This window comes from Sphingobium sp. YR768, assembly GCF_900111125.1.
Taxonomy (GTDB): domain Bacteria; phylum Pseudomonadota; class Alphaproteobacteria; order Sphingomonadales; family Sphingomonadaceae; genus Sphingobium.
Map to the genome: position 1 here is coordinate 1 of NZ_FOGE01000027.1, position 26,980 is coordinate 26,980.

The 26,980-nt window shown below is 60.6% G+C and carries 17 protein-coding genes and 1 pseudogene; 7 read left to right on the forward strand and 11 right to left on the reverse strand.

From position 1 onward, the window contains the following. Nucleotides 1–113: 113 nt before the first annotated feature. The gene (locus BMX92_RS21290) at nt 114–797 is read right to left on the reverse strand and encodes a DUF2490 domain-containing protein (protein WP_093020303.1); all 684 of its coding nucleotides are present in this window, start codon (nt 795–797) and stop codon (nt 114–116) included. A 125-nt stretch (nt 798–922) separates the two neighbouring features. Next, nucleotides 923–2,551: an alpha-D-glucose phosphate-specific phosphoglucomutase gene (locus tag BMX92_RS21295; RefSeq protein ID WP_093020305.1), complete on the reverse strand. Its 1,629-nt coding sequence runs from the start codon at nt 2,549–2,551 to the stop codon at nt 923–925. Nucleotides 2,552–2,819: 268 nt separating this feature from the next. On the opposite strand from BMX92_RS21295, the gene BMX92_RS21300 reads away from it, so the two are divergent. Then, nucleotides 2,820–3,818: a hypothetical protein gene (locus BMX92_RS21300; RefSeq protein WP_093020307.1), complete on the forward strand. Its 999-nt coding sequence runs from the start codon at nt 2,820–2,822 to the stop codon at nt 3,816–3,818. A gap of 4 nt (nt 3,819–3,822) precedes the next feature. On the opposite strand, the gene pth is transcribed toward BMX92_RS21300, so the two are convergent. Next, the gene (pth, locus tag BMX92_RS21305) at nt 3,823–4,392 is read right to left on the reverse strand and encodes an aminoacyl-tRNA hydrolase (RefSeq protein WP_093020309.1); all 570 of its coding nucleotides are present in this window, start codon (nt 4,390–4,392) and stop codon (nt 3,823–3,825) included. Between the two features lie 184 nt (nt 4,393–4,576). Further along, nucleotides 4,577–5,185, reverse strand: a complete 609-nt coding sequence (locus BMX92_RS21310; protein WP_093020311.1) for a 50S ribosomal protein L25/general stress protein Ctc — start codon at nt 5,183–5,185, stop codon at nt 4,577–4,579. A gap of 279 nt (nt 5,186–5,464) precedes the next feature. On the opposite strand from BMX92_RS21310, the gene secA reads away from it, so the two are divergent. From secA to BMX92_RS21325, 3 genes and pseudogenes are all read left to right on the forward strand, one after another. Further along, nucleotides 5,465–8,200, forward strand: coding sequence for a preprotein translocase subunit SecA (secA, locus tag BMX92_RS21315; RefSeq protein WP_093020313.1), 2,736 nt, complete (start codon nt 5,465–5,467; stop codon nt 8,198–8,200). A gap of 123 nt (nt 8,201–8,323) precedes the next feature. After that, nucleotides 8,324–8,680, forward strand: a complete 357-nt coding sequence (locus BMX92_RS21320) for a PilZ domain-containing protein (RefSeq protein WP_093020369.1) — start codon at nt 8,324–8,326, stop codon at nt 8,678–8,680. Nucleotides 8,681–8,816: 136 nt separating this feature from the next. Further along, nucleotides 8,817–9,916 (forward strand): annotated as a pseudogene (locus BMX92_RS21325) (IS3 family transposase). 111 nt (nt 9,917–10,027) lie between these two features. Here the strand turns inward: BMX92_RS21325 and BMX92_RS21330 are convergent. Continuing rightward, nucleotides 10,028–10,747, reverse strand: coding sequence for a Crp/Fnr family transcriptional regulator (locus tag BMX92_RS21330; protein ID WP_093020315.1), 720 nt, complete (start codon nt 10,745–10,747; stop codon nt 10,028–10,030). A gap of 220 nt (nt 10,748–10,967) precedes the next feature. On the opposite strand from BMX92_RS21330, the gene BMX92_RS21335 reads away from it, so the two are divergent. Then, nucleotides 10,968–11,348 carry a response regulator gene (locus BMX92_RS21335; protein ID WP_218145818.1) on the forward strand — a complete coding sequence of 127 codons (381 nt, stop codon included), beginning with the start codon at nt 10,968–10,970 and terminating at the stop codon, nt 11,346–11,348. Nucleotides 11,349–11,421: 73 nt separating this feature from the next. Here the strand turns inward: BMX92_RS21335 and BMX92_RS21340 are convergent, their stop codons facing one another. Beyond that, a complete protein-coding gene (locus BMX92_RS21340; protein WP_093020371.1) occupies nt 11,422–11,640 on the reverse strand; it encodes a response regulator transcription factor in 219 nt (72 codons plus the stop codon). Nucleotides 11,641–11,924: 284 nt separating this feature from the next. Here BMX92_RS21340 and BMX92_RS21345 point away from each other — a divergent pair, with 284 nt between their 5' ends. Together BMX92_RS21345 and BMX92_RS21350 are read left to right on the forward strand one after the other, a co-directional pair. Continuing rightward, nucleotides 11,925–12,170 (forward strand): response regulator transcription factor, encoded by a 246-nt coding sequence (locus tag BMX92_RS21345; RefSeq protein ID WP_056690170.1) that lies wholly within the window; start codon nt 11,925–11,927, stop codon nt 12,168–12,170. Between the two features lie 15 nt (nt 12,171–12,185). Then, complete coding sequence (locus tag BMX92_RS21350) at nt 12,186–13,673, forward strand: undecaprenyl-phosphate glucose phosphotransferase (protein WP_093020317.1); 1,488 nt, start codon at nt 12,186–12,188, stop codon at nt 13,671–13,673. Here BMX92_RS21350 and BMX92_RS21355 read toward each other — a convergent pair. The 5 genes from BMX92_RS21355 to BMX92_RS21375 are packed head-to-tail and all read right to left on the reverse strand — an operon-like array spanning nt 13,667 to nt 26,908. After that, on the reverse strand, nt 13,667–14,374 hold the full coding sequence (locus BMX92_RS21355; protein ID WP_177185180.1) for a 4'-phosphopantetheinyl transferase family protein: 708 nt from the start codon (nt 14,372–14,374) through the stop codon (nt 13,667–13,669). The two genes, BMX92_RS21350 and BMX92_RS21355, sit on opposite strands and share 7 nt — an antisense overlap. Nucleotides 14,375–14,400: 26 nt before the next feature. Then, nucleotides 14,401–15,354, reverse strand: a complete 954-nt coding sequence (locus BMX92_RS21360) for a glycosyltransferase family 2 protein (RefSeq protein WP_177185181.1) — start codon at nt 15,352–15,354, stop codon at nt 14,401–14,403. 41 nt (nt 15,355–15,395) lie between these two features. Beyond that, entirely contained in the window at nt 15,396–21,893 is a 6,498-nt protein-coding gene (locus BMX92_RS21365; protein ID WP_093020321.1) for a type I polyketide synthase, read from the reverse strand. 12 nt (nt 21,894–21,905) lie between these two features. Continuing rightward, the gene (locus tag BMX92_RS21370) at nt 21,906–26,606 is read right to left on the reverse strand and encodes a MupA/Atu3671 family FMN-dependent luciferase-like monooxygenase (protein WP_093020323.1); all 4,701 of its coding nucleotides are present in this window, start codon (nt 26,604–26,606) and stop codon (nt 21,906–21,908) included. Further along, nucleotides 26,603–26,908 carry a hypothetical protein gene (locus tag BMX92_RS21375; RefSeq protein WP_143066837.1) on the reverse strand — a complete coding sequence of 102 codons (306 nt, stop codon included), beginning with the start codon at nt 26,906–26,908 and terminating at the stop codon, nt 26,603–26,605. Before BMX92_RS21375 ends, BMX92_RS21370 begins: the two co-directional genes overlap by 4 nt. Nucleotides 26,909–26,980 lie beyond the last annotated feature (72 nt).

The following is a 26,980-nucleotide window of genomic DNA, read 5'->3' on the forward strand; positions in this document are numbered from 1 at the left end:
GCCATGCGTGCTTGCAAAACAGACAGGAGCTTCGAAGCCATGATCTACATCGCCGCAGCCGTCATCAACTCACGATGAATCCCCACAAGCCCTAGGACAGGCCGTCCGCGCGCTCAATGGCGGAAGAAGAGTGTTACCGACGCCACATGATTGACGCGGATGTCGCCGGCGCGTTGATTGATAAGCTGGTTGAGATAGCCGACTTCCAGCGTGGAAGCGCCGGGCAGGCCCAGTTCGGCGCCGACAAAGCTGCGCAACTGATCGAAGCCGCTGCGGGCGCCCCAGTCGGTGTCGTTCAAGGCAACAAAGCCTTCCGCATAGACCAGCGCGTTCACCGCGTCGCTGTTGGCCTTTAGCGGCTTTTCGTAGCGGAGCATTTCGCGCAGGCGCCATCCCATATCGGCGCCATTGGAGCGCCAGCGTTGTTCCAGTCGCGTGCGCGATGACAATTCGCCGTCCCAGGGCTTGCCCATGATCCAACTGACTTGCTGGAAGCTGCGTTCCTCATTGACGTCCTTGCCGCCTTCGACGGGCACGACGACATGGGCGAACCCCTGATAGAGGGTGAGTGAGGGCGAGAATTTCCAGCCCAGCGCGCCGCGGAACAGAGCCTGGTCGACGCGCGACACGCTATCGCCGACGCGCGGCTGGACTTCCGCGAAATAGACGATTTCGTCCTTTATCGATCCCATCGCCGTCAGGTTCAGCCAGAATTGCTCATCTTCGCTGGTGGCGGCGTGCGTCGGAGCAGCGAAGAGGGCAAGGCAGGCGGACAGGCTGAGGGCGAGGCGACGCATGAGGTTCCCGAAAACAGAAAAGGACAGGCGGCCGTGCGATACGGCTGCCTGTCCTCTCTATCGTCAGTGCGTTTCCACCTTGTTGCTGGCCTGTGAGTTTGTGTCCACGACAAGCAAGGCTTGCGTCAGGTGATGACGCTGGGCTTGTCCATGCCGGTATAGCCGCTGATATCGGCGACTTCCTGCGCGGCGGCGATTAGCGGGGCGAGGGCGTCGGCCGTTTCCAGCCCCAGATCGCCATCCGACCCGACATAGCGTTCGATATAGACGCGCAGGGTGGCGCCTTCGGTGCCGGTGCCGGACAGGCGGAAAACGACCCGCGATCCGTCCGCGAACAGGATGCGCACGCCCTGATTGCCGCTGACCGACTGGTCCGTGGGATCGGTATAGGCGAAATCGTCGGCGCTCTTCACCGTGCCGCCGCTGTTGATCGTGCCGGGCAGGCTGCTCAGGCTGGCGCGCAGCGCCGCCATCAGCGCATCGGCCTTGTCCTTGGCGATCGCTTCATAATCGTGCCGGGCATAATAATTCCGGCCATAGGTGGCCCAATGGTCGGCCATGATGGTGGCGACGCTCTGCTTGCGGGCGGCCAATATGTTGAGCCAGAGCAGTACCGCCCAGATGCCGTCCTTTTCGCGGACATGGTCGGAGCCGGTGCCGGCGCTTTCCTCCCCGCAGATAGTGGCCATGCCCGCATCGAGCAGGTTGCCGAAGAATTTCCAGCCGGTGGGCGTTTCATATAGCGGCAGGCCGAGCTTTTCCGCCACGCAATCGGCGGCGCCGCTGGTCGGCATGGAGCGGGCGATGCCCTTGAGGCCCGCCGCATAGCCCGGCGCCAGGTGCGCGTTGGCGGCCAGCACGGCGAGCGAATCCGACGGCGTCACATAGCAATGGCGACCGATGATGAGGTTGCGGTCGCCGTCCCCATCCGATGCCGCGCCGAAATCGGGCGCATCCGTGGCCATCATCCGGTCGTACAGTTCCTTGGCATGCACCAGATTGGGATCGGGATGATGATGGCCGAAATCGGGGAGAGGGGTGCCGTTCATCACCGTGCCGGCCGGCGCGCCCAGACGCTTTTCGAGAATCTCGACGGCATAGGGGCCGGTGACGGCGCTCATGCTGTCGAAGGCAAGAGAGAAGCCGTTTGAGATCATCGTGCGGATGGCAGCGAAATCGAACAGGCTTTCCATCAGGTCGGCATAGGCGGCGACCGGATCGACCACGTCGACCGTCATATCGCCCAGCAGGCTGCTTCCCAGCGTGTCGATGTCGACATCGGCCGCGTTCAGCAGCTTGTAGCTGTCGATCACCAGCGATCGGGCGGCGATGGCGTCGGTCACCTTTTCAGGCGCGGGGCCACCATTGCCAATATTATATTTGATGCCGAAATCTTCGTCCGGACCACCGGGATTGTGGCTGGCGGACAGGACGAGGCCACCGAAGGCGCCGGACGAGCGGATCAGATGCGACGCGGCCGGCGTGGACAGTATGCCGCCGCGACCGACAAGCACGCGGCCAAAGCCGTTGGCGGCCGCCATTTTCAGCACGGTCTGAATAACTTCGCGGTTCAGGTAACGGCCATCGCCGCCCACGACCAGCGTCTGTCCTTCATAGCCCTCCAGGCTATCGAACACCGACTGGATGAAATTTTCGGCATAATGGGGTTGCTGAAAGACGCGCACCTTCTTGCGCAGGCCTGATGTGCCCGGCTTCTGGTCGGTAAAGGGTTGCGTCGTAACGGTCTGGATCACCCGATATTTCCCCTGTTCGGCAGGAATGCCGCGCCCTCTATGCCCCGGCAATGCGACGCGGGGCAATGCGTGAGTTTCAACTGGTCGTGCTCAGGCAACCAGTCGGCTTGTGATCATTCGCAATTGCGACGACCCATCTTCTTGCAGTTGCGTAATATTTTCGGAATTACGCAATTTTCATCGGTAAATGCAGTCTTAACAGCCATTTCTTCTATGCTGCATTGCGGTGCCATGTTGTTATGATCCTGTATCGATCAGGAGATTCGTCATGCCGACCGGAGACAATCTACCCTCATCTGCCGACACGTTGCCGCTCAACATCTTCGAAATGCCCGAATGGCTGATCCGGCCATCGGTGCGCGCCTGTCGTCTGTTCAACACGATGTTGGACGGGGTTTTCTATGACGTGCCCGGCCTGCAACGCGAATTGGCTGAAAAGGATCGGGTGACGAAGGGGCTGGGCGAAAAGGCGCCGTCCCGCATCGTCGATTTCGATGCGCTGACTGATCCGGAAGGATCATTGCTGCTGATCGATGCGGGGACAGCGCCCTATGTCCATAAATATAAGGATGTCGGCCTGTTCCTGTCCTCTCCCTATGAGGAAACGCGGCAGGTGATGATCGCCACCATCACCGGCGTCGGCAGTTCCGCGCTGGGCAGTGCGGCGCTGGCCTGGGACATTTCGGTGGCCTTGCAGCAGCCGGTGCTGGCGATCGTGCCGGGCTATGGCGTGGCGGATGTGCTGCTTCAGTCGCTGGGCGGATGGTTCGGCTATGGCATGTATGACTGGTTGCAGGCCAAGAGCCTGGTCCAGAACGGCCTGGCCAATGTCGCGCCGCAGACGGCCGGCATCGGCCGCGAACTGGCCGCGTCGACGCCCGACGCCAAGACGGTGCATGGCGGGCCGGTTTTCCGCCACGGATCGGGATCGGCGGATGTGTTGCATGCGATATTGGAGCATCGCGATCGGCCGCTGAAACTGCTGATCGGCCATAGCAAGGGCGCGCTTCAAATCGGCAATGCGATCCAGTCGCTGCCGGCGGACCGGGTGCATGGGCTGGATGTGGTGACGCTGGGCTGCCCGATCGCGGAGAATGTCGACGGGGTGAAGTTTCACCAATATCTGGGGCTGTTCGATGCGCTGGGGCAGCTCAACATGTGGGGCAACCAGCCGGACGAATGGGTGCCGACCTGGCACAGCACCAATCCGATGTTGCCGCCCGCCATGCAGGCAGGCCCGTTGACGCAGGCGGCTCTGGCGAACTGAGTGATCAGTCCGCCAGCCGGCGGGCCACCTCATTCATGAAACGGACGTCGTCATTCTTCGCCAGCCATTCGGCTTCGGCGCTGATGGCTGCCAGCATGTCGGTCAGGGCGTCCAACTCGCTCTTGGCGTAATTGCCCAGCACATAGCCATGCACCCGGTCCTTGTGGCCCGGATGGCCGATGCCGATCCGGACCCGGCGGAAGTCCGCGCCGATATGCGCGTCGGTAGAGCGCAGTCCATTATGCCCGGCATTGCCGCCGCCGCGCTTCACCTTGACCTTCATCGGCGCCAGATCGAGTTCGTCATGGAATACGGTCACGTCCTGCGGCGTCAGCTTATAGAAGCGCATCGCCTCACCGACAGAGCGGCCGCTTTCGTTCATGAAGGTGGCGGGCTTGAGCAGCAGGATCTTTTCCGTGCCGATGCGCCCTTCCTGTACCCAGCCCTGAAACTGCTTCTTGGGCGGGGAGAAGCGATATATGTCCGCAATCAGGTCCGCGACCATGAAGCCGACATTATGCCGGTGCATCGCATATTGCTGCCCCGGATTGCCCAGGCCGGCCCAGATTTGCATGATTGATGCTCCAAAGAAAAATCCCGCCCGCCGGGTAGGCATAGCATTTTCAAGTCGGGCGGTTCGCCCGACGGCTCGGAAAATGCGCCAAAAATGACAGGAGGGCGGTCCACCTCGACATGAGGTGAACCGCCCTCCGGCGGGATCCTAATTTCCAGCCCCAAGGGGCTTAGCCGGAAAAGGCTTACTCGGCTTCCGCTTCGGCTTCACCCTCGGCGCTCTTCAGAGCCGAAGGAGCAACGACGGTCGCGATCGAGAAATCGGTGTCCGCATGCAGGGCCGTCGTGCCCTTGGGCAGGGTCACGGCGCTGATGTGCAGCGATTCGCCGACTTCCAGACCGGTCAGGTCGACAACGACCTCGTCAGGAATGTTGGCGGCGTCGACGATCAGTTCGATGTCATGCGCCACGATGTTCAGCACGCCGCCCTTCTTCAGGCCCGGCGAGGCGTCTTCATTCGCGAAGCGCACCGGCACATGGACGTGGACAGTGGCATGTTCCGAAACGCGCAGGAAATCGGCGTGCAGCGGACGATCGGTGACGGGGTGGAAAGCCACGTCCTTGGCGAGGGTACGGACGGACTTGCCGCCGATTTCGACCATGATGACCGAATTGAAAAAGTGACCGGTGCCGAGCTGCTTGTTGAGGAGCTTTTCCTCAACGTGGATCGACTGGGGTTCTTCGTTCATTCCATAGATGACGGCGGGTACGCGGCCCTCACGGCGGAGGGCGCGGGAGGCTCCCTTGCCTGCCCGATCGCGTGCCTCGGCCGACAGCGTAAGCTGCTCGCTCATTGCGTGTCTCCAAAAGCTAATTGATACAAGTTTCCCGCCACGCCTCCAGGGATGACCATCACGGGAAGGCGGCCCTTTAGCAGGAAAAGGCGGAAAGGCAAGGGTGCAAGGCGGCTTTTGGCGGGCGAAATCGGGCGACGCAACCGCGTTCGGGCGGCATTATTGCTGCGGGGGGAGGCGAACGCCGAATTGACGTGCGGCTGAGCGATCCCTATTTGCCGCTCAATCTTTATCCGGCGTCGGTGCTTACGCCGTCAGTTTTTCGCTCAGGGAGAGCTCATGTTCGGCGCACTTGCCAAGTCCATTTTCGGATCGTCCAACGAACGCTATGTGAAGTCGCTGGGCAAGATCGTCGACAAGATCGCCTCGTTCGAGCCGGCTATCCAGGCGCTGTCCGATGAGGAGCTGGTCGCACAGACCGTCCGCTTCCGGGAACGGCTGGCTGCGGGCGAGACGCTGGACGATCTCCTGCCCGAAGCCTTCGCGACTGTGCGCGAAGCATCGGTCCGCGTGCTGGGCATGCGCCATTTCGACGTGCAGATGGTGGGCGGCATCGTCCTGCATCGCGGCGAGATCGCCGAAATGCGCACCGGTGAGGGCAAGACGCTGGTCGCGACCGTCGCGACCTACCTCAATGCGCTGGAGGGCAAGGGCGTCCACGTCGTTACCGTGAACGATTATCTGGCTACCCGCGACTGCGAATGGATGGGCCAGGTCTATCGTTTCCTGGGTCTGACCACGGGCGTCATCGTGCCGAACATCAGCGAGGATCAGCGTCGCGAAGCCTATGCCGCTGACGTCACCTATGCGACGAACAACGAACTTGGCTTCGATTATCTGCGCGACAATATGAAATATGATCGCGGATCGATGGTCCAGCGGCCTTTCAACTATGCCATCGTCGACGAAGTCGATTCGATCCTGATCGACGAAGCGCGTACGCCGCTGATCATCTCCGGTCCGACCGACGACAAGTCGGAGCTTTATGTCGCGGTCGATGCGATCGTGAAGCAGATCACCGAAGAGGATTATGAGAAGGACGAGAAGCAGCGCAGCGTCACGCTGACCGAGGACGGCACCGAGAAGATCGAGCGCCTGCTGGAGTCCGCCGGTCTGCTTCAGGGCGACAATCTCTACGATTTCGAGAATACGCAGGTCGTTCATCACGTCAATCAGGCGCTGCGCGCCGTCGTGATGTTCCGCCGCGACATCGACTATATCGTTAAGGACGGCAAGGTCGTCATCATCGACGAATTTACCGGCCGTATGATGGATGGGCGTCGCTGGTCCGATGGCCTGCACCAGGCGGTGGAAGCCAAGGAAGGCGTCAATATCGAGCCGGAGAACCAGACGCTGGCCTCCATCACCTTCCAGAATTATTTCCGCATGTACCCCAAGCTGGGCGGCATGACCGGCACGGCCGCGACCGAAGCGGCTGAATTCTACGAAATCTATAAGATGAACGTCGTCACCATCCCGACCAACCGGGCGGTGCAGCGCATCGACGAGGAAGACAGCTTCTACAAGAGCCTGGACGACAAGTTCCGCGGCATCGCCAAGACCATCAAGGTCCATGCCGAAAAGGGGCAGCCGGTGCTGGTCGGCACGGTGTCGATCGAGAAGTCGGAAATGTTGTCGGAATTCCTGACGCAGGAGGGCGTGCCGCACGCGGTGCTGAACGCCCGCTTCCACGACAGCGAAGCGCATATCGTCGCACAGGCAGGCCGCAAGGGCGCCGTGACCATCGCCACCAACATGGCGGGCCGTGGCACCGACATCAAGCTGGGCGGCAATCTGGAGATGCGGGTCGAGGACGAACTGCGCGACATGCCCGAAGGGCCGGAGCGCGAAGCCGCGATCGCCCGGATCGAGGCCGAAATCGAAGTCGAAAAGCAGGAAGTGCTGGCCGCCGGTGGTCTGTTCGTCCTCGCCACCGAGCGTCATGAAAGCCGCCGTATCGACAACCAGTTGCGTGGCCGTTCGGGTCGTCAGGGCGACCCCGGCCTGTCGCGCTTCTACCTCAGCCTTGATGATGATCTGATGCGCATCTTCGGCCCGGACACGATGTTCGCCAAGATGATCCGGTCGAACCTGGAAGATGGCGAGGCGCTGCCCCCGTCAAAGTGGCTGAGCAAAGCGATCGAGACGGCGCAGAAGAAGGTCGAAGCGCGCAACTACGACATCCGCAAGCAGGTCGTCGAATATGACGACGTGATGAACGACCAGCGCAAGGTCATCTACGAACAGCGCAGCGACATCATGGATGCCGACACGGTGGACGATGTCGTCGCCGACATGCGCCATGAGACGGTCAATGATCTGGTCGGCGCCTCCTGCCCGCCGGGTAGCTATCCCGAACAGTGGGACATGGAGCGGCTGAAGCTGCGCACCGCTGAAATCCTGGGTCTGGAACCGGACTTCGACGCCTGGCTGGCCGAGGATGCCGTCGATCCGGAAATGATCGAAGAACGGCTGTCGGCGCTAGCTGATGCATCTGTGGCGGAAAAGACCAAGGAGGTCGAAGCGACCGACTGGCACATGATCGAAAAGTCGATCCTGCTCCAGAGCCTCGACCATCACTGGAAGGAACATCTGTCGACGCTCGACGCGCTGCGTCAGGTCGTGCATCTGCGCGCCTATGCGCAGAAGACGCCGATCAACGAATATAAGCAGGAAGCCTTCGCCCTGTTCGAGCGGATGCTGGAGAATATCCGCGAGGATGTGACCGGATCGATCGCACGGGTGCAGTTCCGCATGGAACAGCCGCCGCTCGAAGATTATGGCCTGCCGGTGCTGCCCGACTTCATCACTACGCATATCGACCCCTTTTCGGGCGAGGATAATAGCGCGGATATCGATGCCGGCAGCTTTGGTGGCGTCACCACCACCATTCCGCGCACGCCGGTCGGCAACGTGCCGGCAGGTGAGTTCGCCAATCTGGACATCAGCCGCAACGCGCTCTGCCCCTGCGGTTCGGGCCAGAAGTATAAACATTGTCACGGCGCGCTGGCCTGACATGCTCCGGTGCGCCGACCCGATCGGCGCACCGTCAATATCTGATTAACCGCTTCGCTTAGCCTTTCAGCAAGGAATAGCGCGGAGGGTGGCATGGTCACCGGGGGCAAACCGGAGCGGACCATGGATAGCTTTTCATATCAGGCGAGAGTGGAGCAGCGACGGGAAAGCCGTTTCGCTGCGGACATTGACGCCATCCTCTGCTGGGACGGCGTCAGCCAGCCGGTCGTCATCCGCAATATTTCCATCTACGGCGCGCTGATCCTAGGAGGCTGGCTCCCCCCGGTCGGGCAGCGGGTGACGCTGATCGCCGAAGGCTTGGAAGTGTGGGGCACCGTGATCTGGGAAGGTGCGGACCGATGCGGCCTGTTGCTGAGCAGCGAAGTCGATCCGCTGGCGATCATCGGAAAAGCTGGTGGACGGTCGGAGGAACGGCCAACCATTACGCTGCATCAGGTTGAACCGGGGCGTTACGCCTGACGGGGCAGCGTAGTTATATCTGAAAAATGGTGGCGGAAGCGGTGCCCGTCATATTGACCTGCTCCCCGAAAACTGGTCCGAAATTGTTGAGAAATTCCCGGTTAGGTTTGGCCATGCTGGACAAGGGAATCTGTAAATGAAGACGTCGAGATTTAGTGAGCAGCAGATAGCGTTCATTCTCAAGCAGGCGGAGGATGGGACGACGGTTGAGGAGGTGTGCCGGAAGGCTGGCATCTCAATCCAGACATACTATCGATGGCGGAGCAAGTAAGGGGGCTTGATGCCGTCAGAGATGAAGCGGCTGAAGCAACTCGAAGAGGAGAATGTCCGGCTCAAGCGGCTGGTGGCCAACCTGAGCCTGGACAAGGAGATGCTGCAGGATGTTATCCGCCGAAAAATGTAAGACCTGATCGAGCACGGGAGATCGTCGGCTATTTGCGGGCGAGCTACCAGGTGAGCGAACGGCGGATTTGTGGCGTATTTTCGATCAATCGATCGACCCAACGCTACCAGTCTCGCTGCCTCGATCAGGCCGGTTTGAAGATGAAAATCAGGGAACTTGCCGCGACCCGTGTTCGCTACGGGTATCGTCGGATCCACGCCCTATTGCGGAGAGAGGGCTGGGAGATCAATCACAAGCGCACACATCGACTCTACCAAGAGATGGGCCTGCAATTACGCAACAAGACGCCCAAGCGGAAGGTGAAGGCGAAGCTGCGTGACGACAGGGCGCCAGCGTCAGCCCCCAATGAATGCTGGTCGATGGATTTTCTGTCGGACCAGCTTTTCGACGGTCGTAAAATCCGTGTGCTTTCCATCATCGACAACTTCAGCCGGGTGCTACCGGCGCTCGATGTGCGAATGAGTTACCGTGGTGCCGATGTCGTCCAGACCCTGGAGCGGGTCGCTGCCATCCATGGCCGGCCGAAGCGTATCCGCCTGGACAATGGGCCCGAATTTATATCGAAGGATGTCGATCTATGGGCATGGACGCATGACGTAATCCTGGATTTCATTCGCCCAGGCAAGCCGACGGACAATGCCTTTGCTGAATCTTTCAACGGGAGAGTCCGTGCCGAATGCCTCAATGCATTTTGGTTCTTGAGCCTGGACGACGCCCGGGTAAAATGTGAGGCGTGGCGGATCGATTACAACGAGGTTCGTCCACACAGTTCCATCGGCAACCAAACCCCGATGGAGCGCGCTTTTGCATCAGGGCAGGCATGCCTGCCCTGATGCAAAAAGTGCCGGCGTTTCTCACAATGGCCGGACCAGAGAGCGGGGCAGGCTCAATCGTGGTCAAGACTATCATAGTCTCTGGGCCACTCAGTGGGAGCAGATCAAAGTTCAGTCGAGATGCAGATATCTCGTGTCGAAATCCGCGACTCTGGCAAGCTGGTGGAAATCGAGAATGCGGACCGATCGTTTGCTTCTTTCGATATACCCTTCATTTGCAAGGCCTTTGAGTGTCCTGCTGATATGAACATTGGTTAGGGCCAGAGCGTCTGCCAATTGTTCCTGCGTCATCGGCAGTTCGTAATGATCCTTCTTGCCAAGACCTGCAACCTCCAGACGAACGGAAAATTCACATAGTAGATGTGCGGTTCGCGCGCGGGCATCCCTGCGTCCAACATTAAGCGTCCATTCGCGGAATATGGCCGCATCGACTAATGTTTCATACCACATTGCCTCTCCGACTTGAGGATATGCGGTGATGATTTCCCGGATAGCGGCAACCGGTATCACCGCAACCTCGACTGCGGTCAGTGCCTGAATGTTATGATCGGCACGGCGAAGAATCGAATTGTGCAGATCGACAACGTCGCCCTTCATATGGATGGAAAATATCTGTCGGCCGCCATTTCCAGCGACTTTATGGCGAATGGCATAACCGGAAAGCAGCAGGCAGCTATGGGTCGGTCTGTCATCCTCCCGGACGATGAATTCGGATGCCCGTAACGACCGAATTATGTGCGGAAGCGACAATATCGCCGCTTCGTCCGACGGTGTCAGCGGCAGCCAGAGTCTGAGTTTATCAACCATGGGAGAGATAGGCGAAACAGGCATGGGCGCTCCGTGATTTGACGGGAGCGCATCGCATCTCTCAGTCATTGGCGGCCAAAACAGGGCCAATGATGCCGTTACCCTATATAAAAACTTCAGTCTTGTCTCTGCGTTATTAATCCATGAAACTAATCTGGGATAATATAGTTTGGAGGCCATCGCTGGTTTCGATATGAGCACCTGCGGCTGAGAGATGTCATGCTCCCGCTCACAGGGAGGTGATATGCTCAACGGATTGCCGATATTGGTCGTGGAAGATGAGCCTTTTCTGGCGCTCAATCTGGTCATGGCTATCGAGGACAATGACGGACTGGCAATCGGTCCGGTCTCGACGGTCGCCGAAGCATTGGCGCTGGTCGAAACTCAAAAGATAGTTGCTGCCATATTGGATGCCCACCTGCTGGACCGTGACGTGACGCCGCTTGCCCTGGCATTGATCGAACGGCTCATACCCTTCGTCATTCATACCGGAACCGGATTGCCGGAGGAGTTGGCCCGGCAATATCCGGACCTGCCCGTCATCGTCAAACCTGCGCGATCGACCTTCGTTCTTGCCGCCCTGCTTCAGCAGCTATCGCCCGATCGTAGCATGTTTGAGAACTGATTGTGCTTTCATGCCGGTCGCTGCCGGTTACATGCTCATTGCCTGCGCAGTGATTGCGCGATTGACGACGTCGTCACACCAATCCGTTGGCGATGGCGAAAGCCACCATATGGGAGCGATTTCGGGTGCGCGTTTTTAACCGAATATGATCGATATGACGCTCCACCGTACGAGGCGCGATGTTGAGCAGTTTGGCAACTTCCTTGGCGGACAGGCCAAGCGCGATGGCGCGCAGAGTTTCTAGTTCCCTGGGGGTCAGTTGATTAATCGGATCATGCGACGGGTCATCCATGTGAATTTCCATTGATCGATATCAATTAATACCACTCTTCCGTTATCCTGCGTAAAAACGGAATGCCATTGATATTGATGCGAAATCATTGGTTGTACAACGGCAATGGCTGTACGTAAAAACCCCCTGTAGCAAGAATCGTGCGAGATATTTTCAATCTATGTTATGAATAATTGTTATGAAAAAAATCTGGTAAACGCGCCAGCAGATTTCGGCATTTAAATTCGTTGCATATTAGTGGCGGCAATCATCATGCCACATACTTTTGTGCAGATAGGGGAAATATGCTCGATATATCATGCAATTTGCAGTTAACAGTGCGAGAGACTGAGGTTGTTTGTCTGGTCGCACGTGGCATGTCTGCAAAGGAGGTGGCGTTGATGCTCGCAATCGCGCCCTGTACCGTAGAGCGCCATGTTGAGAATGTGCGTCTGAAGACTCGGACCCGAAACCGGGTACATATGATTGCGTACGTGATCCGTAACGGGATGCTGGCGGACAAAACGGGATATGTGGTGAACGCTGCCTAATTGCAGGAGCGCATTATGCCGGTTCATCTTTCCAATCTGCATCTTGACGGTGCGGAGAGCATTCTGGCGCCGCAAGGCGCCTACACCGTAGGGCAATTGCGATCGATACCTGTCCAATGCGTGCATTGCGTGGTTGTGGCCGCAGATATCGGGCTTATTTTTTTCGTCAGCCTGATCGTGGAGAAAATATCGTTTCCTTTTGATGGCGATGACATGATGCGGTTTGACCGGATCGGCGTGCTGGCCGCCGGGCTGTTCGCCATCATCGCTCATCTGGTCGGTGCTTATGAACTGCCGGTCCATTTTTCGGTCCGGCAGTCTTTGCTGCGTGCCGCCAATGCGTGGGTGGGCGTGCTGTTGTTCGTTTTCGGTCTGAGCACCGCCCTGTTGGATTTTTCCGGGACGGTTGCACCAACGGTCTTGCTATGGGCCGGTGCGTGCGCGCTTGCGCTTCTTTCAGGCCGTGTAATCATGGTCGCAGGCACACGCGTCTTGCGGCGGCGCGGGCTTTTCAATCAGCGCAGCGCGATGATCGGCACGGGTAGCTCCGCTGCCCGACTGGTGCGCTATATCTCGCAGCATAAGATATTGACCCTGTCATTGATCGGCGTCTTCGGTGACGCAGCGGACCTTCCCGATCAGGACCAGGCCGGTCTGCCCTATCTGGGCGATCTGACCGCGCTGCTTTGTGCGATACGCGCCGGAACGGTCGACAGAGTGATTATCGCCTTGCCATCCGATCAGGAAAGCCGGGTAAGGACTATTGTCGCCCGCCTGTCGGAAACCCCGGTTGAAATTCGACTGCTGCCCGCCAACGACAGCTTCTCCTGGATGGATAATCCTGTCGTGATGCTGGGGGAGATACCGGTCTTTACCCTTCTGGACTGGCCCTTGTCGCGTCGGCAGCGCCTGCTCAAGGCTCTGGAAGATCGGTTGCTGGCTTTTGTCGCGCTGTTGCTGCTGATGCCTCTTATGGGGATGATCGCCCTGGCCATAAGGCTGGAATCGCCCGGACCTGCTTTGTTTCGTCAGCAGCGCCAAGGTTATAATTGCCGGAACTTCGCGATTCTGAAATTCCGGACCATGTATCAGGCGAAAGAATCGGTCGATGGCGTGCGTCAGGCGCAGCGGCATGATCCGCGCGTGACCCGCCTCGGCGCCATCCTGCGCCGCACCAGTCTGGACGAACTGCCGCAACTGCTCAATGTTCTGATCGGCGACATGTCGCTCGTCGGCCCAAGGCCCCATGCGCCGTCCACCCGGGCCGCAGGCCGGTTGTTCGGCGAGATCGCGCAAGCCTATCCGTCCCGTCACAATGTAAAGCCGGGTATGACCGGATGGGCGCAGGTCTGTGGATGGCGCGGGGAAACGAACAGCGAGGCGCAATTACTCGGACGGCTTGAACATGACCTTTATTATGCCCGGAATTGGTCGTTGTGGTTCGACCTGCGCATCATGTTCCGGACGATCGCAACTGTACTGGGTCAGCAAAATGCCTATTGAAAGAGGGAGGCAGGATCGTCCGGCAGCGGGGAGACGCGCGCCCATGCGGCGGTGAAGCCGACCAATGGGGTGAAGGAATCGACCATAATTTCGACCTGTGCAGCGATGTGCACGCGCGCCTGTCCACTGATACCTGAATGGATATCCGTCGTAGCCATGGACAATCCGCATCCCAAAGCCTTCAGACATGCTTCCTTGCGGGTCCACCCCTGAAGAAAGGCGACACCCTGCCGCAATGTCGACGGCAGAGGCGCCAGTGCGTCCCTTTCCCTCGGGTGGAAATGCAATGCGCTGAGTTCGTCGGCATCCGCCAGATTGCGGTCGGCTTCGATATCCACACCGACCCGATTGTCGAAGTCGATCCCCATAAGGGCGACATCGTCGGCGTAGCTCAGGCTGAATTGCCAGTTGGGGAAGTTTGCAAGTTGCGGTTTCCCATCGGCTTGCAGAACGAAGCGCTGACGATGCGCGGCGACGCCACAATGTTCCTCCATAAGAACCCGCACTGCGATGTGCGCGTTGAGATAACGATTTCTATGGCGCGGGGAAGCAAAACGGGCGGCGCGTTCGCATTCCATGTCGGACAAACAACTGACGGCTTGGGCGTCCGGTGGAGCGGATAGGTCGACCAGCCAGAGGGACAGCGGCGCATCTATGGCGAGCGGACGAGCCAGGCGCGCGATATCCAGCATGTAAGCCATCGTTCCTGCTCCTGCCTTGCGAGGCTTTATCGTGCTTGCGGTCCATGGAAGAAGGCAGACCCTTTGACGAAATCGCGAAAAAGGGAGGGAACAATCCTGCCCTTGCGCGATCGAAAGCGTCGGAGTGCGCGCCAGAGCATATGTCCGGCCATCCAGCTTATGTCGGCCAATAGCGCATAGCGTCGACCATGGTTCATGATGAAATAGCGGCGCCGGGCGTCGAACCAGTAGCCGGGGATACGCCTGACGGCTGTTTCGGTCAGGCCCGTGCTCTGGCCGGCGATATGCAACACGACGGCAGATGGCAGATACCAGCATGTCCATCCATGATGCCGCGCCTTCAGGCATAGATCGGTTTCCTCATAATAGAGGAAATAGCCTTCATCCATCAGGCCGGTGGCCTCCAGCGTTTCGCGACGCACGACCAGGCTGGCGCCCGACACCCAGTCCACCTGTTCGGGAACATTCCCCATGGATCGAGGTACGCGATGGTCGCGAAGCAACCGGCTGATGATGCCGATGCAGGCGCCGCGTTCCAGTTCGCTGAGAAATGATGGAAAGCGGAAGGCAAAAGGCCAGGGGTGTTCATCGCCATCGAATAACATGCTGCCGACGATACCCACGTCTGGGCGGGAGTGGAAAAAGTCCAGCAGTGCGCCCAGCGTGCCCGGAAAGACCCGGGTGTCAGGATTGAGCATCCAGAACAGATCAGGCGGCGTTTCGTCCGCCATAGCCGCGCGCAAAGCGATATTGTTTCCGAAGGCGAAGCCTCCGTTGAAGCCGGACGGGATCAACTGTGCCCAATCCGACCAATGGCGCTCCGCGATGGCGGTGGCGATGACATGCGCGGAATTGTCCACGGAGGCGTTGTCGATCACCAGCACTTTGGTCGCAGGGAAAGCGGCGATTTCATCGACAAGGCTGGCAAGGCAGTCGACCAAGAGCTCGGCGGTGCAATAGTTGACGATGACGATCGTCAATTTGGGCGCGCCTTGCCTGTTCACGGACGGTGCGTGCTCGATCAACGGGATGACATTTCGACGACGTCATCCAATGCCTGCCTGACGCTTGATACTGCGCTGTCAGGGTGCGGCCGGGTTTCGATGGACGGCGCAATCTCTCCGGCACAGGCGCGGTCGATCGCGGCACGCATGGCGTCGGCCAATATGTCTACATTGGGTTCCTGCAATATGCTGCTATGGCCGCCGGGAACGTTGACAAGGGATACGTCCCCGGCGACCCGCTTGCCCCAGCCGAATATAGAGTCGGTATATAATTCGACATAGGGGACGTCGTCGGCGGCACCGGTGCCGCGCGTGGCTTTGAAGAGGACGATCTGGCCACCGTCGAATAGCCCGTGCGGGCGATGGGCGCGGTGGGCGACTTCGTACAAGTGCAGAAAGGACAGGTCGGGCGCGGTGCCTTGTGCGTTGTCGGCATCTGCCATTCTGGCGACGGTGCGCGTGCGTCGCATCCATTCCAGACGTGTCCTGACGTCGTAAGTCACGGCATTTGCGGCGCGGCGTGCCAGCAAGGTGAGGCGCGTGCCTTCTCCTGATGTGCGATTACGCAAAAGCGCGCGCATGCGTTGGATGCGTGTGCGGGTAATATAGAAAGATCGTCTGTTCGCTTCGACATCGGCCGCATCGATGATGCCGACGAAGGCTGTCCTTTCACCCATGTCCTGCAACTGCCGCGCCATCTCGAACGCGATCACGCCGCCGGCGCACAATCCGGCCAGCAGATAAGGACCATTGGGTTGTACGGTTCGCATGCGCGCAACGTAGGACGCTGCCATCTCCGCGATACAGGTGTGGACATGGGTGCCGCCCACATGACGGTCTGGTTCGATGCCCAAGATCGGGCGCCCCGGCTCCATTCGCATCGCCAGCGCGCGATAGAGCAATGTTTCGCCCAGTCCGTCGTGGATCATGAAAAGCGGCGTCTTGTCGGTCATGCCCGGCCGAATGGTAATGACGGACCGACTCGCTTCCGGCGCGCCGGCGTCGCTCCCTGATGTCGGTGTAACCGCACTGTCCGGGTCGATCAGTGCGCCCAGCCTTTCTACGGTTGATGTTTCCAACAATGTTGCGAGCGGCAATTGCCTGCCGGTTCTTTTGCGCAGGCGATTCATGAATTGCACGCCCAGCAGGGAATGGCCGCCAAGGTCGAAAAAATCATCGTCGCGCTGAATGTCTCCGACACCCAGCATGTCGCTCCATATCTCCGCGATGATCCGTTCTGCGGCGGTGGCGGGCGGATTGCCGCCGGTCTGCCGATCGTCCCGGACCATGGCGCGTTCGGGCTGATAGGGTGAACGCAGACGAGCGACGGCCTGATGCAGATCGAATGGCGAGATGATGAGGTGGGCTGCGCGTCCGCCCGAAAGAAGCGCGTCGATGATGCACAGTCCTTCGGCGGGGCGCATATCCTGGTCAATTTGCTCCAGTGGGACGGGTCTGGCTGTTGTCGATGGTGGCGCGGCGTCGGAGATGGACAATCCCGATCCGGCGGCCATTTTGAGCATCGTGAATTCGGAGATTTCCACGACCACCTTGCCTTCCCCATCCGCCAGAAGGACGTCGAACTGGGCGATAGAGTCGCTTGTGGCGGGGCGATGACTGACATGACTATACAGTCTGGCAGGCAGCGCGCCGTGCAGTTTGACGGATCCGTAGGATGCTGGCGCAAAAAAATCATGGCCGGGGCGCCGCGCTGCGATCAGGCATTGCGCACCGGCAGTTGCAAAATCGAGCAGGGCCGGATGCAGCGCGATCCGTTCCAGATCCGGCTCGAACTGCGGGGCGATCGCCAGCTCCAGCAGGGCTTCGTTCGGTCCGACGCGCAAGTGCCGGGCGTTTTGCCAACGCGGTCCGAACTGCATCATGGACGACGCATCGGTGAGCGCGGCGATATCGCCGGTGCCGGCGCACCCCATGATGAGTGCATCGATATCGATGGACAAGGGAGCGGGCAGGGGAAGGGGCTGGATCATGCCCCGGACATGTTCGGTCCAGCCCTGTTCGGGCAAAGCATCGGTCGGGCGGCCCAATATGGCGCAGTGCCAATGGCCTTCGCCACGCTGATGCAGATGGACGCGCAGATCCCTTCTATGGCCGTCCGCGACCATGAAGGGAGTCAGGAACAGGATGTCGCGTAATTCTGCGGGGCCGGGTTCGACATGGGCGAAGGCTGCCCTGATCAGTTCCAGAAAGCCGGTGCCGGGGATGAGGGCGCTGCCGTCGGCCATCCTATGTTCGTCCAGCAACCAATGCGCGTCGGGGGACAGCGTGCCCTCCACCACCAGCTCGGACGGCGAGAGACGATGCACGCTGTTGAGGAAGGGATGGTCGATCGCGTCTCCCGTACCGAACGGTGCGGTGGCGCGATCACGCGCCGCCTGTTCGGACAGCAGGGATGCCATGCCGACATCCTGCCAGCGGCTCCATGCGACGGACATTACGCGGGTAACGTCCTGTCTGCGGCTCTGTGCATAGGCATCGAGGAATGCGTTGCCGGCGGCATAGTCGGCTTGCCCCGCCAGGCCTGCAAAGGCGCTGATCGAGGAGAAGAGCATCATGAAATCGGGCTGTTGGCCGGACAGGGCATCGTGGAGCGCCAAAGTGCCATGCAGCTTGGCGGCCAGCACGCGATCCATCGACGCGCGGGTCTTGAGCTGGAGCAGCTCGTCGTCAAGGATGCCTGCGGCGTGAAAGACGCCGTCTATCTTGCCCCATATTTTGCGGACCTGTCGAACGGCGCGCCGCATGGCGCCCACGTCGCACACATCCGCTGCGATCGGCATGACGTCGCCACCGGCAGCTTCGATCGCACGGATTTGCCGGATGATCTGCGCATGCGGGTCAGCGCCTGCCCGCGCCATGACATCCTGCCATTGCGCGCGTGGCGGCAAGCCCCTTCGCGTCAACAGCACCAGCCGTGCCTTGCAGGTCTGCGCCAGATGGTCTGCCAGCAACAGCCCGAGCCCCCCCAGTCCGCCGGTGATGAGGTAAACGCCGCCTTGTTTCAGAGCGTTGCCGGCTGATGGTAGCGCCGCCGGGATGTGCGCGTTCGCAAAATCGCCGACCCAGCGCTCCGATGCGCGATAGGCGACGACCTCTGCATCGTCCGGATCGGCCAGCTCCGCGATCAGCATGTTGACCAGCGATGCCCAGCCCGGATCATGGCGCGGCGGCAGGCGGAGGTCGATATTGCGCAGATTGATATTGGGATATTCGCGCGGGATGACACGGATCGGTCCCAATATGGTCGCCTTGGCCGGGGACAATCCGTCCTCATCTGACACGCGCTGTATCCCGTCGGAAAGAACCGCGATGGCAATGGGGTCATTGACCCTTTCACCCAACGACTGCGCCAGGAAAATCAGGCTGAACATGCCCCGATCCTGCAAGCCTGTCACATCTTGCCCTTGGCCGCCGGTTACCAGCCAGCCATGATAGATATGGCTCGGCATCCTGCTGCGGTCCGCCAACAGGCCGATCAGGCGACCATAATCCTCCGCCGCGCGGACATCGACTTCGAAATTGTCGTCGTCCAGCTGCTTGAAGCGACGCCCCGGTCGCACGGTCACGACATGGCGACCCTGCGCGCGCAGAGCTGCGGCCAGCGCTGTGCCCATGCCTGCATGATCGGCGAACAGCAGGACGTCGCCATCGGCCGGTACGGCCGATTTTTGCGGGGTGCGGCGCCAAATCGGTTCATACAGCCAGTCGGCCATATCGTCCCTCCTGGGCAATGGCTCGTCGTCGGGTGTGACATCCTGCGCCGGAGTGTTTCCGGATGGCGCCGCCAGGCCCGGCGCGAACCAATGTCTGGTACGATCGAATTGATAGGTCGGCAACGGAATGCGGCAGCGCCGCTCCTGCGTCCAGAACCCGTCCCAGTCCGGCATTACGCCCGACGCCCATACTCGGCCCAACGTTTCGAGCAGATGGGCAAGGTCCGTCGTCTTATTATCGTCCTTATGCCGCATGCAATGGAATATGGGCTGGTTGGGCGAACGATCGGGATGCTGGCGCGCAAGGCTCGACATGACCCTGCCCGGTCCGACTTCCAGCAGCACGCGATCCGGGTCGGCCATCAGTCGCGAAAGCCCATCTGTAAATCTTACGGTCTGGCGCAGATGCCGTACCCAATATTCGGGGTCTGTCGCTTCATTCGGCGTAATCCAGTCCCCGGTCAGGTTGGACACGAATGGCAGCGTCGGCGGATTGAGCGTGACCGACCCAAGCACGCGCCGGAAATCGTCCAATATGGGGTCGAGCATTTTGGAATGCGCGGCGACGGATATGCCTACGCGCTGGGTTTCCACCTCCAATGCCTTCAGTGTTTCATCGAAAGCCAGGATCTGCGGCGTCGGTCCCGATACGACGACCAATTGGGGACCATTGACCGCTGCGATCGACAGGCTGGACGACAGCAAAGGCAGCAGATCCGCTTCGGACATCGGAACGCTCAGCATGCTGCCGCCCGGAACCGTTTCGAACAACCGTCCGCGCGCGCGGACGATCGTCAGCGCATCGGCCAGGCTGAGTACGCCCGCCAGATGGGCAGCGGCATATTCGCCGGAGCTATGGCCGATCATGGCGCCCGGCGCGACGCCCCACGACATCCACAGGCGCGCCAACGCCACCTGAACGGCAAAGAGAAGGGGCAGGGCGATCGAGGGACGTTGCAACGCTTCATCCGCCAGTTCGGCGTCGTGCGCGCCGGGGTGTAGCCAGCGCCTCAGAGCGTCGCCGTCATCCAGCCCCAGATGGGCAAGGCATTCGTCGATCACGGCGCGAAATAGCGGTTGGGTGGCATAAAGGTCGGCGCCCATCCCGGCATATTGCGCGCCTGCGCCACAGAAGAGGAAGGCGACCGGGCGGCCGGCCCTGCCGGCGATCGCGCCATGGACGCGAGGCACGCCCGGCGACGTCAGAGCCGTAGCGGCGTCGGCGCTGTCACGCGCGACCAGAATGCGGCGGTGGGACAGGTGCCGACGGCCGGTGCCGAGCGTGTAGGCGACATCCGCCAGATCGATGTCGCGTTCGCGCGAAAGATGATCGGCCAGCGCGGCGCAATTGGCATCGAGCGCCGTCTCGCTTTGTGCCGACAGCATCAGCAGCTGCCATGGCTGGCTGGCGCCGCCCGATGCCCGGCCGGGTGCTTCTTCCAGGATCAGGTGGGCGTTGGTGCCGCCTACGCCGAGTGAACTGACACCGGCGCGCCGTGGCTTTCCGGCCTTGCCGGGCCAGGGCTGCAAGGCCGATACGACCTTGAAGGGGCTGGCTTCGAACGCGCAACCGGGATTGGGACTGCGATAATGGAGCGTCGGCGGGATTGCGCCATGATGCAGGGACAGGGCGACCTTGATGACGCTCGCCACCCCGGCCGCCGTATCGGTATGGCCGATATTGCTTTTCACCGACCCGATGCCGCAAAAGCCGATATCGCGCGTACCGCGCCGATAGGCCTGCGTCAGTGCCGCGATTTCGATCGGATCGCCGACCCGCGTACCGGTGCCATGCGCTTCGACATAGTCAATGCTGCGGGAGTCGATCTGCGCTACGTCCAGCGCCTCGCTGACGACGTTGGCATGACCATCGACGCTGGGGCTGAGATAGCTGACCTTGCCCGATCCGTCATTATTGACCGCCGATCCGCGAATGACCGCATAGATATGGTCATTGTCCGCAACCGCATCTTCCAGCCGCCGCAGAAGAACGACGCCGACCCCGCTGGCGAACACCGTGCCTGTCGAATCCGCATCGAACGGACGGCAATGGCCATCGACACTGGCTATGCCGCCCTCCTCGTACAGATAGCCATGGCCATGAGGCAGTTCGATCGAGGCCGCGCCAGCCAGTGCCATGTCGCATTCGCCGTTAAGCAGGCTTTGCACCGCACTGTGGATCGCCACCAGCGATGTCGAGCAGGCGGTCTGCACATTCACGCTCGGCCCTTTGAGGTTGAGCAGATAGGACAGGCGGGTAGTCAGGAAATCCTTGTCGTTGCCGGTATGGCGCAGCAGGAACAGGCCGACATCGCGCACCAGTTTGGGATTGGTCAGCAGGTTCGCCGCCAGATAGGCATTGTGCCCGGTTCCGCCGAACACACCGATCGCGCCTGTTACACGATCGGCAACATGGCCAGCATTTTCCATGGCTTCCCACGCACATTCCAGAAACTGGCGGTGCTGGGGGTCCATGATTGCCGCGTCACGCGGGCTGAGGCCGAACAGGCCTGCATCGAAACAGTCCATGTCGGACAATGGCGCGCCGGAACGCACATAGCCCGGAAGGGCAAGCGTGCGGGGGTCTACCCCGGCGGCGAGCAGCGCATCCTGGGTATAATGTTCGATGCCCTCCTTCCCATCGCGCAGCGCCTCCCAATAGGCATCTGTTCCCCGGGCGCCCGCAAAGCGGCAGGACATGCCAATGATCGCCACCGCATTGTCGATGCCGGCCCCCCCGCCGGTCGCACGGCTTTCCCCAAAATCTTCGGCGCGGTACATGGAGGCTTTCCCTTATTCCTGTGCGATGACGGGCGTTTTTGAAGGCCTGCGTCGACTGAGTGCGGCGCGTCTTCCGGCTGCGCGGATCTGCCCCTGCGATACGGCCGCCGCATCGCTCCCGTCGCCGTCGGAAAGATGGGCGCTGAGCATTTGGATGGTCGGAAAGCGAAAAATGTCGGTCAGGGCCAGCGGACGGTCAAATGCTGCGCGCAAATGACGATGGACCTGAACCGCCAGCAGCGAATGTCCGCCGATGTCGAAGAAATTGTCGTGCGTTCCCACGATATCGAGCTTGAGCACCTCGCGCCAGATCGCCGCGACCTTCTTTTCCAGCGCGTCGACCGGGGCGGTGTGAACAGCGGTGGAAGATGCAACGATGTCGCTTTTCGGAGCGGGCAGGGCCTTGCGGTCCACCTTGCCATTCGGGGTTCGCGGCAGCGCGCGCATCTCCATCAGGATCGATGGCACCATAAACTCCGGAAGATGCGCGCGCATGAGATCACGCAGCACGTCTCGCGGGGGGCAAGAAACGTCTGCTGGCACATAATAGCCGACCAGGCGGACATCTCCCGGAGTGTCTTCCCGGGCAGAGACAATCGCTTGCTCTACACCGGGGTGACTGCTGAGGACCGCTTCGATTTCGCCCAATTCGATGCGGTAGCCCCGTATCTTGACCTGATGGTCCAGCCGCCCGAGAAATTCGAGCGTGCCGTCCGGGCGCTGGCGCGCCAGGTCGCCCGTGCGATAGGCGCGGGCATCATTGCGGAACGGATGCGGAATGAACCGTTCCGTCGTCAGTTCGGGCCGGTGCAGATAGCCCCGCACCACGCCTTCGCCCCCGATGACCAGTTCGCCCGGAATACCCGGCGGCAACAGTTGCTGCCGACTGTCGAGGATGAAGATTTGCTGGTTTGCAAGCGGCCTGCCCAGCGGAACGGTCCCCCGCGCATCGTCCAATCGGTGGATGGCGGACCAGATGGTGGTTTCCGTCGGGCCATACATGTTCATCACCGTGCCGCCGACAAGGCTATGGAGATCCTGCGCCAACGCCGGCGGAAAGGCTTCCCCGCCGATCATCAGCCGGGTCAGCTTCGCCAGTTGAGAACGGGCGCTCTCGTCGGCTGCCAGCATATGCGCCATGGACGGCGTGCATTGGAGATGGCTGACGTGATGGCGCGCCATCAGCGCAGGCAGCGTTTCGGCCGGCGAGAGTTGCGCCGGATTGGCCAGTTGCCGCAATCGATCGAGCACGGGCAGATGGTCGATCACCTGCTGCACCGGCAGGCCGAAATCGATCAGACAGCCAATCTCATCGACCCCGGCCTCCCGCACGCGGTCCACCATTGCCAGGCAATCGTCCGGCGTCCCGAACAGGCCGCCGGTCGCATAATAACGGTCGAACGCATGCTCCAGCAGCGCGTCCATTTCCGCGTCCGTGATGCTGCTCAGATCGGTCTGCGCGCTCGATTGCTCCATGCCGGGGCGACGCTTGAACGCGGGGAAGGACCAGGCGAATGTCTTCACCAGATCGGTAGAGCTGCGCAGATAGGCGATCATCGGTCCGCGCACAGCTTCCCGTACTGCTATCGCATCATCACCGACGAAACTGTGCAGCATTAGGGTGACATGGCCCTCGCCAACATGGCCTGCCGCCTTCCATGTCGCCTGATAGCGCGCGATCTTGATCGCCAGTTCATCGACCGTCTGGCCCAGCAGATGGGTGAGGATGAACGTGCCTGCCGTACCGGCCGCAGCGAAGGTATCGGCGTTGCCGGCCGACGTGATCCATACCGGCAGTTCGGGTTGAACCGGGCGCGGGTAGATGGCGGTATCGACAGGCTTGCCGAGAGGGCCGGTGAAGGCGCGCGTCTCGCCACGCCACAGCGCGCGCACCGTGTCTATGCCCGCCATCATGACGGCGCTGCGATCGGCAAAGGCATCGGGCCGCAGCACGAAATCATTGGGCTGCCAGCCCGAAGCAAAGGATATGCCGACCCGGCCATGCGACAGATTGTCGACCAGCGACCATTCTTCCGCCACGCGGATCGGATGGTGCAGCGGCAGCACGACGCTGCCGCCCCGGATCTGGACCCGCTCGGTGATGGTGGCGATCGCTGCGCTGGCCACCGATGGATTGGGATAGAGGCCGCCAAAGGCATGGAAATGCCGCTCGGGCGTCCAGATAGCGGTGAAATCATGGGTGTCGGCGAATTTCGCGCCTTCGATCAGCAGACGATATTGGTCGGCCGCGCTCCCGCTATCGGCACTTGGAAAATAGAAGAGGCTGAACTGGACCGGTGTAGACGGCTTTTCCATCGCAGGGCCGCCCGTCATCGCGTCGTTGGTCGCGAGCACGACGTGGAAGCCGCGCGTGAGCGTCCAGTAAAGTTCCAGCACTGAAATGTCGAAGCTCAGGCTCGTCACCGCCAGCCATGTGCCCGGTGCCTCAATCTCACGGTCCATGCCCGCAAAGAAATTTACGGCATTGCGATGTTCGACCATTACGCCCTTGGGTTTGCCGGTGGAACCGGATGTGTAGATGACATAGGCGAGATTTTCGGGCTGAACCGTGGACGGGACGGGGTCTGAGGAGAGGGACGCTATTACCGGCCAATCGCTGTCCAGGCAGAAGATCGTCGCGTCGGTCGGCGGTAACGAAACGACAAGATCGCTGTCAGTGAGGATGATGGCGGTCCGCGAATCCCCGATCATGTGGGCGATGCGATCGGGCGGATATGTCGGGTCGATCGGGACATAGGCGCCGCCTGCCTTGTGTATGGCGATCATCGCGACCAGAAGGTCGACCGATCGAGCGGCATTCAGGCCGACCAGAATATCCGGCCCGACACCCAATATGCGCAAATGGCGCGCCAACTGGTTGGAACGGGCATCCAGCCGTGCGTAGCTCAGCGCCTTTTCGCGACAGGTTATAGCTATGCTGTCCGGGGTTCGTTGCACCTGCTCTGTAAAAAGCTGATGGATGCACATATCCCGCCGAACGGGAGCGTCCGTGTCATTCCATTCCTCCACGATCCGGCGCCGTTCATCGGGTGCGATCAGCGGCAGAGTGCCTATGGCCTGTGCCGGATCAGCCTGGGCAGCGGTCAACAATGCCAGGAAGCCGGCCTGCATGGCCAGGATTGCCTGCGCGCTCAGACGGCTGGGGTCATGGAACCATCGGCATGCTTGGCCGTCGGAGCGCAAGGCGATCGTCAGATCCGCATCCGGGCGTGGGCTGGCCTGCTCCAGTGCATCCACCACCAATAGGGCGATCGGCAAAGTGGCCGGATCGCGGGCATCCCGGCATCGTAATTCGGGACTGCGGGCAAACAGGTCTGCACTATGGCCGACCTTGCGCCGAATCTGTCGTATGTCGGCGCTAAGACACTGGCACAGGTGGGACAAGTTGCGTGTGAAATCGACGGCGACGCCTAGAGGCAGCTGGTCTGCGAACCAGATTTCCATTCCGTCATATGGGCTGCGCGAAATGGGGTCGGCATAGCCTATGTCGAAACGCGCCTTGTCGGCGATGCGCGCCAGATAGGCGACCAGCGCCGACAATATGGTGCGATCATGGCCGGCCGGCGCGTCTTCCGGTCGCAGCCCGCACTGGTCGATATGGCTCAATCCAGGCTCGACCGAGCGGGTGCCACAATCTATCTGGGGCAGAAGTAGTGGTTGCCGTTGCGCCAGCCTTTTGCGCCACCAAGGTTCGAAACGCCCGCTCGCATTGGCAAGGATCGAGAGGCTTTCACGCTGTTGCGCGGTGAGAATATCGACCTTCGCGCCGACGACGAAGCCACGATCGCCAAGTTCGGCGGCCGTCTGGACCGGCATGCCGCCATTTGTCGTAAGGCCTGAAAGCAGGATATCCTCGGTCACGGTGGCGATCAGCAGACCGTCCATATCGGCGGTCAGGATTGTGCCGGCCGCCAGCCCAGATCGGCCGTGCTGCGCTATGGCCGTGCCGATCAGCAATGTCTGTCCGTTCATGCTGATTTTGGGCGATCCCAGGCTGTTGGCATAGCCGCCATGGTCGAGCGTCCGCACATGATCGGCGATGTTCTGGGCCGAACAATTCCAGTCGATCATGCCAGCGCCGGGAAGGCGATGGCTCAGGCCGTAGAATTCGCCAGGCGCGTCGTCTTGCGGCTGGGGGACGATATCGCCCATAGCCAGCCCGCCTATCAGGGTGTCGAAACTTTCAAGCGCCGCGGCGAAACATTTCGTGTTCGCCGAAAATGCGGTTTCGTCGGCGGCCAGATCGAATGATCGGGTCAGCAATATGTCGCCGGCATCGACATGCGCGGTCATCAGGTGCCAGCTGATGCCGTGATGGGCTTCCCCGTTCAGCATTGCCCATATGGGCGTGTTCAGACCGGCATAGGCCGGCAGCAGGCCGTCATGGAAATTGATCGCAGCCCGCCGGGGCAATATCAGGATATCGGGCGGAAGCATCTGCAAATTGGTGATACTGAACAGATAATCGAAGGTGGGCAGCTGCGCGTCAATCAAGGATGCGACATGCTCCAGGGCAAAGATGCGTTCCTTGCTTGCCCACTCCAGAATGACTGGCTGATCGCTGACGATGGCGATGATGTCATGACCGTGATGCTGCAACCGGGTTGCGCACTCGATCAGCAGACGTTCCGATCCGACGAGTACGCAACGCCACCGGTCTGCCTGTGCGGGCTTGCTGCCGGCAAATGTCATGAGAATACGACCCGTGCCTGCCGCCGACGGATTGCAGGTATTCCGATGATGAGCATGCCAAGCAGGAACAGGCCGTATATCTGAAGGTCTGCCTGTGCTGGGCCGTCTCCTATATCGCATGCGATCCGCTCTTGCGTGCTGGCCGCCGCCGCGGACTGCGGTGAGCCGGCGCCGGATTGTGCATGTTCGGTCTTGGCGGTGGGCGCGCACCCTATTTCGGCGTCAGGCTGCCGAACGGAAGCTGCCGGACTGGTCGTGTGCAATCCCATTAACGCAATCAAGGCGATGGCTGGAAAGCGCATATCTGTCTCCATTTTCCACATGAATGCCAATGGCATCGCATGTAAATTTCATGAAGAAATTCATATTGTATT

Excerpts from the sequence above, each read along its gene's own strand:
- BMX92_RS21375 (WP_143066837.1), bottom strand. The coding sequence starts at position 26,908 with ATGCGCTTTCCAGCCATCGCCTTGATTGCGTTAATGGGATTGCACACG.
- BMX92_RS21355 (WP_177185180.1), bottom strand. The coding sequence starts at position 14,374 with ATGGCTTACATGCTGGATATCGCGCGCCTGGCTCGTCCGCTCGCCATA.
- BMX92_RS21320 (WP_093020369.1), top strand. The coding sequence starts at position 8,324 with ATGGATAGCTTTTCATATCAGGCGAGAGTGGAGCAGCGACGGGAAAGC.
- secA (WP_093020313.1), top strand. The coding sequence starts at position 5,465 with ATGTTCGGCGCACTTGCCAAGTCCATTTTCGGATCGTCCAACGAACGC.
- BMX92_RS21335 (WP_218145818.1), top strand. The coding sequence starts at position 10,968 with ATGCTCAACGGATTGCCGATATTGGTCGTGGAAGATGAGCCTTTTCTG.
- BMX92_RS21330 (WP_093020315.1), bottom strand. The coding sequence starts at position 10,747 with ATGCCTGTTTCGCCTATCTCTCCCATGGTTGATAAACTCAGACTCTGG.
- BMX92_RS21370 (WP_093020323.1), bottom strand. The coding sequence starts at position 26,606 with ATGACATTTGCCGGCAGCAAGCCCGCACAGGCAGACCGGTGGCGTTGC.
- pth (WP_093020309.1), bottom strand. The coding sequence starts at position 4,392 with ATGCAAATCTGGGCCGGCCTGGGCAATCCGGGGCAGCAATATGCGATG.
- BMX92_RS21340 (WP_093020371.1), bottom strand. The coding sequence starts at position 11,640 with ATGGATGACCCGTCGCATGATCCGATTAATCAACTGACCCCCAGGGAA.
- BMX92_RS21365 (WP_093020321.1), bottom strand. The coding sequence starts at position 21,893 with ATGTACCGCGCCGAAGATTTTGGGGAAAGCCGTGCGACCGGCGGGGGG.
- BMX92_RS21345 (WP_056690170.1), top strand. The coding sequence starts at position 11,925 with ATGCTCGATATATCATGCAATTTGCAGTTAACAGTGCGAGAGACTGAG.
- BMX92_RS21300 (WP_093020307.1), top strand. The coding sequence starts at position 2,820 with ATGCCGACCGGAGACAATCTACCCTCATCTGCCGACACGTTGCCGCTC.
- BMX92_RS21310 (WP_093020311.1), bottom strand. The coding sequence starts at position 5,185 with ATGAGCGAGCAGCTTACGCTGTCGGCCGAGGCACGCGATCGGGCAGGC.
- BMX92_RS21290 (WP_093020303.1), bottom strand. The coding sequence starts at position 797 with ATGCGTCGCCTCGCCCTCAGCCTGTCCGCCTGCCTTGCCCTCTTCGCT.
- BMX92_RS21350 (WP_093020317.1), top strand. The coding sequence starts at position 12,186 with ATGCCGGTTCATCTTTCCAATCTGCATCTTGACGGTGCGGAGAGCATT.